6 protein-coding genes and 1 rRNA gene are annotated in these 7,343 nt (G+C 59.5%); all 7 read left to right on the plus strand.

The window, feature by feature from the left end; translation table 11 throughout:
* A 5S ribosomal RNA gene (rrf, locus tag ACTM86_RS08800) occupies positions 1-90 on the plus strand; the annotation flags it as partial.
* Between the two features lie 174 nt (positions 91-264).
* Positions 265-804 carry a holo-ACP synthase gene (acpS, locus tag ACTM86_RS08805; RefSeq protein ID WP_441017450.1) on the plus strand — a complete coding sequence of 180 codons (540 nt, stop codon included), beginning with the start codon at positions 265-267 and terminating at the stop codon, positions 802-804.
* Positions 805-2,421 (plus strand): NAD(P)H-hydrate dehydratase, encoded by a 1,617-nt coding sequence (locus ACTM86_RS08810; protein ID WP_427728959.1) that lies wholly within the window; start codon positions 805-807, stop codon positions 2,419-2,421. It begins immediately after the preceding gene.
* A 2-nt stretch (positions 2,422-2,423) separates the two neighbouring features.
* Complete coding sequence (alr, locus tag ACTM86_RS08815; RefSeq protein WP_154515162.1) at positions 2,424-3,569, plus strand: alanine racemase; 1,146 nt, start codon at positions 2,424-2,426, stop codon at positions 3,567-3,569.
* A gap of 8 nt (positions 3,570-3,577) precedes the next feature.
* Positions 3,578-4,198 carry a uracil-DNA glycosylase gene (locus ACTM86_RS08820; protein ID WP_154515160.1) on the plus strand — a complete coding sequence of 207 codons (621 nt, stop codon included), beginning with the start codon at positions 3,578-3,580 and terminating at the stop codon, positions 4,196-4,198.
* 12 nt (positions 4,199-4,210) lie between these two features.
* Positions 4,211-4,717, plus strand: a complete 507-nt coding sequence (tsaE, locus tag ACTM86_RS08825; RefSeq protein WP_427719841.1) for a tRNA (adenosine(37)-N6)-threonylcarbamoyltransferase complex ATPase subunit type 1 TsaE — start codon at positions 4,211-4,213, stop codon at positions 4,715-4,717.
* Complete coding sequence (gene tsaD / locus ACTM86_RS08830) at positions 4,704-7,088, plus strand: tRNA (adenosine(37)-N6)-threonylcarbamoyltransferase complex transferase subunit TsaD (RefSeq protein ID WP_441017447.1); 2,385 nt, start codon at positions 4,704-4,706, stop codon at positions 7,086-7,088. Before tsaE ends, tsaD begins: the two co-directional genes overlap by 14 nt.
* The last annotated feature ends 255 nt before the right edge of the window (positions 7,089-7,343 follow it).

Raw genomic sequence — 7,343 nt, forward strand, 5'->3', positions numbered from 1 at the left:
GCCCGGTCCCGTTCCGAACCCGGAAGCTAAGCCCCATCGCGCCGAGAGTACTGCGGGGCCAGCCCGTGGGAGGCCAGGGCGCCGCTGACCGGTGGACGGCACCGAGCCGTCGAAGGACCTGAAAAGGGGGAGGCCTCGCGGCCTCCCCCTTTTTCGTTTCTCAGGCAATTTGTCTCACATAGTAGCTGTGTTTTATAACCCTCGTTTGTCGCATCTTCTTTGAACGGGCTACAATATCGTAGTCTGTGTAGCATGGAGGTGAACATGGCTGAAGCTGGTATCGGCGTTGATATCGTCGAGATTTCCCGAATGAAATCAATTCTTGAGAAGACTCCGTCGTTTGCCCGGCGCGTGTTTACCGATGAAGAGCGTGCGTATTGCGATGCGTCGTCTCGCCCTGCCGCTCATTATGCCAGCCGCTTTGCCTCTCGCGAAGCGGTACTTAAGGCACTTGGAACGGGGTTTAGTCAGGGCGTTGGACGTAAGGACGTTTCCGTAACACGCGATAGGCTCGGCAAGCCAAAGGCTCTGCTTTCTGGTCGCGCTCTCGAAATCGCCCAGGATTTGGGTGTTGTCGAGGTTGCTCTTTCTATTACCCTTACGGGTGACTTGGCTGTCGCTAATGCCATTGCGATTACCGAGGATGCTCGACCTAAGCCTAAGGAAGAAAAAATGAGCACCAAGGAGCGCGTTGCCCAGACATTTAAAGAGGCTCGTTCTGTATTGGATGAGCTTGAACAGCTGCAACAATCTGCTTTGTCGGAGCATTTGATCGATGGTCCGCAAGATACGCAAGGAGCATAGATGAAACCGGTTTTGAGTACCGAGGAAGTCGTTCGCCTCGAGGATATCATCGAGCGCGAGGGCACCTCGAAGGCCGAGCTCATGGAGTTGGCAGGTGAATTTGCCGCCAACGAAATTTTAAAGCTCAACCCTGATCGCGTTCTTGTGCTGGTCGGCTTTGGCAATAACGGCGGTGATGGTTGGGTCGCTGCGGATATCCTGACCCATAAGGGCGTTGATGTTGATATCGTTTCTCCAGTTGAGCCGGATGAGATTCCTGCTGCCCTTGCTCGTCACGTTGCCCGTCGCACCGCCGGTCGCGACGTTCATGTGTGCGTTGGGCCTTCGCGAGACGAGCTAGAGGTTCTCATTAACAAAGCGGATGTCGTGGTCGATGCTATTTTTGGCACCGGTTTTCACGGCAACCTTCGTGCGCCGTTTTCTATTTGGATTCCTACGGTTAACGAGTGCGCCGATCACGTTGTTTCTATCGATGTTCCCTCGGGCCTGAATGCCGAGACGGGCGTTGTGGATGACGACTGCATCCGTGCCGAGCGTACCGTGACGATGATTGCCCCTAAGATTGGCCTCTACAGCGCTGACGGTCCGGAGTATGCTGGCGATCTGGTGTGTGGCGGTCTGTACGACCGCCTCGACGAAGTCATCGATGATGTCGATCATGCTGCCGAGATCGTTGAGCCCGGTGATCTGGTGGACTACTTTGCCCCGCTGCCCACGAATATCGATAAGTATTCGCGCGGCTCCGCGCTCATCGTTGCCGGGTCGGCACAATATCCTGGTGCCGCCATCATGGCCGCAAAGTCTGCCGCTCGTGCTGGTGCCGGTTATGTGGCCGTTGCGACGCCCGATGCGTGCGCCAACCTTATTCGTATGGCGCTCCCGTCGATTCCCGTTTTCGCCATTCCGTCTGATTCCCGTGGATCTTTTGGTGCCGCTGCGCGTATGACAGTGTGCGAGATTGCTAAGAAGTACAGCTGCGTTGTGTGTGGGCCTGGCATGACGACGTCTGCCGGATCGATGCAAGTTGTTTCGGGCCTGCTTGAGCTCGATGTGCCGCTTATCCTAGATGCAGATGCGCTCAACTGCCTTGCCAAGATTGCAATCGACGGCATCGACAGTAATCCCGAGATGTACCGTCGCGAGCAGCCGCTCGTTATGACGCCGCATTATCGCGAGCTTTCGCGTCTCGTTGCCGGCGACGAGGTCAATGATCTTGGCACTGCGATTGCCGCTGCTCAAAAGATTGTCTGGGCTGCTGGTTCCGATAATCTCGTTGTTATCGCTAAGGGCCCGACGACGGCCATTTGCGGCGTCGAGCGCGTGCTGCTGCCGCTTTCGGGCCCAGCGTCGTTGGCGACCGCTGGCTCGGGTGATGTCCTCGCAGGTATCCTTGCAGGAACGCTTGCGACCATGCGTGACGAGATGGACCGTTGGGAGCTGCTGTACTCGTATGCCGTCGCACTCCACAGCTATGCCGGCTTTGCTGCGGCGACGGAGTATGGCGAGAAGAGCGTTATCGCGACCGATCTTATCGACTTGATCGGTCCCGCCATGGAATTGGCGGCAAAGGATGCGCTCGATGATCTGGGAATCATGGACGAAGGGTCGGATGACTAATCATGAATAAAGCCGATTTGACGCGTTGGTCCTGGGTCGAGATCGACCGCGGGGCGCTCCGCCGCAATACGAGGGCCTATAAGAACTTGCTAGATCCGCGTCAGCGCCTGTGCTGCGTGGTTAAAGCCGATGCTTATGGTCATGGAGCCGTCGAGTGCGCCAAGATCATGTATTCGGCCGGTGCCGACATGTTTGCCGTGGCGACGGTCAGCGAGGGTATTGAGTTGCGCCAGGGCGGAATCACCAAGCCCATCCTGATTCTAAGCGAGCCTCCCATCGAGGCTATTCCTTCATTGCTCGAGTTCGATATCATGCCCTCGGTCTATACGTCCGATTTTGCTCTTGCGTATGGTGAATGTGCCGTCGCGGCGGGCAAGGTGGGCAAGTATCATCTTGCCATCGAGACGGGTATGAACCGCATCGGCGTTCACTACACGCAGGTGCTCGACTTTGTCCGCGGTATTAATTTCCATCGCGGTATTCAGTGCGACGGCGTATTTACGCACTTTGCCACGGCCGATGAACCATCGGGTTGGGACTACAAGCTGCAGTGCCAGCGCTTTACCGAGGCCGTCCAGGCCATTAAGGATGCGGGTTTTGAGTGCGGTATCGTGCACTGTGCCAACACGCCGTCCTCGATGCTCGACCCCTCGATGCATTTTGATATGATTCGTGCTGGCGTTGGCTTGTATGGCATGCAGCCGTGCGAGCTGAGCGGCCGCGTGATGCAGCTTGATCCCGTGATGAGCGTCCATGCGCGCGTGACGCGCGTGGCGCATCCTGCGATGGGCGAGGGCGTAGGCTACGGTTTTACCTACCGCGTACCGCGCACACGCGTTCAGATCTGCACGCTGCCGATCGGATATGCCGACGGCCTTTCGCGCACGCTTTCCAATCGTATGGACGTGCTGTATCGCGGTGAGCGCGTGCGTCAGGTCGGAAATATCTGCATGGATCAGTTTATGGTTGCCATTCAGTCCAACCCGGCTCACGAGATTCCCGAGGCCGAACATGGCGACGAGATGATAATTATCGGTCGCGATGGCGATGCCGAGATTACCATGGATGAGATGGCGCGCCTGCGCGGCACGATTAACTACGAGGTCGCCTGCGGCTTTGGCATGCGTCTCGACAAGGTCTACGTGTAGGGGCCGCTATGGGCGTTATGCACATCCCCGGCCATAGCCATCAGGCGCCGCGCGAAGTTGCACTCGAGGAGATCGAGGCCGTCCTGGGTGATTGCCGCCTTTGCCAGCTTTACCAGTCGCGCCACAATATCGTGTTTGGGGTGGGAAACCCCCGCGCTCGCGTGATGTTTATTGGTGAAGCGCCGGGCCGTAACGAGGATTTACAGGGCGAGCCCTTTGTGGGGGCGGCGGGTGAAGACCTCAACGGCATTCTGTCCCTGGCGGGCCTTAAGCGTGAAGATGTCTATATCGCCAATGTGCTTAAATGTCGCCCGCCGGGAAACCGCAATCCGCGTCCCGAGGAAGTGCTTGCTTGCTCACCGTTTTTGCGCGAGCAGATTCGAAGCATCTGGCCCGATATCATCGTGACGCTCGGCAATCCCGCAACGCACTTTGTGCTCAAGACCGAGATTGGCATTACCAAGCTGCGCGGCAGGTTCCATCAGATGGGGCACTTTGTGGTGATGCCGACGTTTCATCCCGCGGCGGCGCTGCGCAATCCGGCGTGGCAGGAGTTGCTGGAGGAAGACTTTAAGATGCTGGGCGACTATCTGGTGCGACATCCCGCGCCAGAGGGCGCCTCGGAATAATAAGGAGCGTATATGTCCCTGGAGCGCCTGGGGCTAGGTACCTACAAAACGGCTCGTACTGCCGATACGGAGCATTTTGGCGAGTTGGTCGCACCGTGTCTAGAAAATGGCGATGTGCTGATACTGACCGGCGGCTTGGGCGTGGGAAAGACCCACTTTACCAAGGGCGTTTCGCGCGGCTTGGGCGACGGGCATATGGTCACGAGTCCTACGTTCGCGCTCATGGCCGTTCACGACCAGGGGCGTATTCCGCTGTTCCATTTTGATCTGTACCGCTTGGAGCATGCCTACGAGCTCGAGGATACGGGCATTTTTGACGTGCTCGGCTATGAGGGCGCTTGCCTGTTGGAATGGGGCGAGCAGTTTCAGGACGAGCTGACGGATGAGTATCTCTCGGTGACGCTTAGGCGCGATGAGGACGATAGCGACGTGCGAACGATCGCGCTCGAGGCGCACGGCGAGCGCGCGACGGAGCTTTTCGATTTGATTGATAAGGCTGTACAAGATGAGCTTGCATAACGACAACGCGCTGGTAGTGGCGCTCGATACTTCGACCGACATGCTTGCCTGCGCGGCAAGCTGGATTGATGAGCAGACGGGCGAGGCGAAGCTGGTGAGCGGGGACCATCTGTGTCGTCGCCATGCCAACGTGGAACTTGTGAATACCGTCGATGGCGTGTTGGCGCAGGCCGGGCTGAATCGCGGCGATGTCGGCTGTTATGTGGTTGGACGCGGCCCGGGTTCGTTTACGGGCGTTCGCATTGGCATCTCGACCGCCAAGGGTCTGGCACGCGGTGCCAACGTGCCGTTGCTGGGCGTGTCGACACTTGACGCTTGCGCCTGGACGGCGTGGAAGGCTGGCGTGCGCGGCAAGCTTGGTGTTCTTGCCGACGCCATGCGTGGCGAGGTGTATCCGGCTCTGTACGTGCTGGGGGACGAAGGTCCCGAGCGTCTGTTTGAGCGCGAACACGTGGTCAAAGCCGCCGTGGCGCTTGATGAGTGGCGCCAGGCCGCGGACTGGAGCCAGGTTAAGCTGACTGGTGACGGTCTCGTACGTTATGGCAAGCTGCTGAGTGAGGACGAGACTGCGCGCTGCGTGGAGCGAGACCTGTGGTGGCCCTCGGGCGAGGGCCTTCTGATGGCGCACGCCGCGGGCGACGGTAATCCGGCTCGCGTTTTGCCGATCTACACGCGTCTTTCGGATGCCGAGGAAAATGAGCGCAAGCGCCTTGGGCTTGCCGAGAGCGCCCAGAGCGAGATTACGGGTGTTGCCGACGAGCTCGCCGGCCGCCATCTGCAGTTCCGTCCCATGGGCGCGGCGGATGCCGAGGGCGCGACCGCATTGGAGGCCGCCTGCTTTGAAGGCGCCGGACACGAGGCGTGGACGCCGGGCATGTTCCTGTCCGAGCTGGGCGAGGGCGTTGCCGCACCGCGTAGCTGGTGGGTGGCGCACGACGACGGTCAGTTGCTGGGACTTGCCGGCGGCATGGTCGTCGACGGTGACGTTCAGATTATGGACGTCGCGGTTGATCCTGCTCATCGTCGCGAGGGCATTGCCCGCAAGCTGCTGTCGCACGTGAGCTATGACGCCCAGATGCTCGGCTGCACCACTGCTTCGCTTGAGGTTGAGGACGGCAACGAGGGTGCGATTGCGCTCTATAGCGCCTTGGGCTTTACCGAGGCGGGTCGTCGCCGTGGCTACTACGGCGTCGGCAAGGATGCCATCGTCATGACGGCGTCGCTGCCCCTGGTGCTTCCTCTCGACAATGCCTCGCCCGAGCCAACGGCTGCCGAGCAGCGCGTCTGGCCGCTGCCTGAGCCCGAGCGCACCGCCGAGGAGCGTGCCGAAATCGAGCGCCGTCGCCTAGTTCTTGCCATCGAGAGCTCTTGCGACGAGACGGCTGTGGCGATTATCGATGCGGACGGCAATATGCTGGCCAACCAGGTGTCGACGCAGATTGATTTTCATGCTCGCTTTGGCGGCGTGGTGCCCGAGATCGCCTCGCGCAAGCATGTCGAGGTGATTGTAAGTGTCGTAGATGCGGCGCTTGAAGATGCCGCGGTATCGCTTGGGCTTGAGGGTGGAGCGATTGCGCCAAGTGAGCTTGCCGCCGTGGGTGTGACGCAAGGCCCGGGCCTGGTGGGTGCCCTGGTGGTGGGCGTCGCCTTTGCCAAGGGCTTTGCGTATGCTGCCGGTAAACCGCTCGTGTGCGTCAATCATCTGGAGGGTCACCTGTTCGCCAACCTGCTGGCACAGCCCGACCTTAAGCCGCCGTTTATCTTTACGCTTGTCTCGGGTGGGCACACCATGCTCGTGCACGTAAAGGCATGGGGTGACTACGAGGTGCTTGGCGAGACGCTGGACGACGCCGTGGGCGAAGCCTTCGACAAGGTTGCCAAGGCGCTGGGCCTGGGCTATCCCGGCGGTCCCATCATCTCCAAGCTCGCCGAGACGGGCAATCCCCGCGCGATCGATTTTCCCCGTGCGCTTAACAGCAGGGGAGACTATCGATTCTCGCTTTCGGGCCTCAAGACGGCGGTGACGCTCTATATTGAGCAGGAGACCAAGGCTGGGCGCACGATTCACCTGCCTGACCTTGCGGCCTCGTTTGAGGCGGCGGTCTTTGACGTGCAGTACAAGAAGGCCAAGAACGCCCTGCACGCCACCGGGTGCAAGGAGTATTGCATCGGTGGCGGCGTCTCGGCCAACCCGCATCTGCGCGAGATGATGATTAAGAAACTCGGGCGTCAGGGGATTCGCGTAACGGTGCCGCCTCTCTCGGCCTGTACTGACAACGCCGCCATGATTGCGGAGGTCGCTCGCCGCAAATTCGACCGAGGTGAAATCTCGCCGTTCGACGTCGACGCTGATCCAAACATGACGCTGTAGTCGTATGGGTGCGGTCCCCGACCGGAGGGGCCGGATATAAGGTTTCCTGCTCTACAGTCCTGCGCAAGACGAAGGCCACATTAAGTGGCCTTCTTTGCGTGCGGAACTCGCGATAAACCTTATATCCGGCCCCTCCGGTCGGGAAGGTGACGCATAATTTCTTTCGCAAATTGACAACCGCATAGCGGAACACGGCCCGCGCCCCGTCATATGATTTCTAGCGACTAAACAACAAATCACCAACGAAGGGGGCAC

Origin of the sequence: Collinsella sp. HCP3S3_E11, assembly GCF_052067375.1 — a bacterium.
GTDB lineage: Bacteria > Actinomycetota > Coriobacteriia > Coriobacteriales > Coriobacteriaceae > Collinsella.

Coding starts and splice junctions, on each gene's coding strand:
- acpS (WP_441017450.1), top strand. CDS start 265: ATGGCTGAAGCTGGTATCGGCGTTGATATCGTCGAGATTTCCCGAATG.
- ACTM86_RS08810 (WP_427728959.1), top strand. CDS start 805: ATGAAACCGGTTTTGAGTACCGAGGAAGTCGTTCGCCTCGAGGATATC.
- alr (WP_154515162.1), top strand. CDS start 2,424: ATGAATAAAGCCGATTTGACGCGTTGGTCCTGGGTCGAGATCGACCGC.
- ACTM86_RS08820 (WP_154515160.1), top strand. CDS start 3,578: ATGGGCGTTATGCACATCCCCGGCCATAGCCATCAGGCGCCGCGCGAA.
- tsaE (WP_427719841.1), top strand. CDS start 4,211: ATGTCCCTGGAGCGCCTGGGGCTAGGTACCTACAAAACGGCTCGTACT.
- tsaD (WP_441017447.1), top strand. CDS start 4,704: ATGAGCTTGCATAACGACAACGCGCTGGTAGTGGCGCTCGATACTTCG.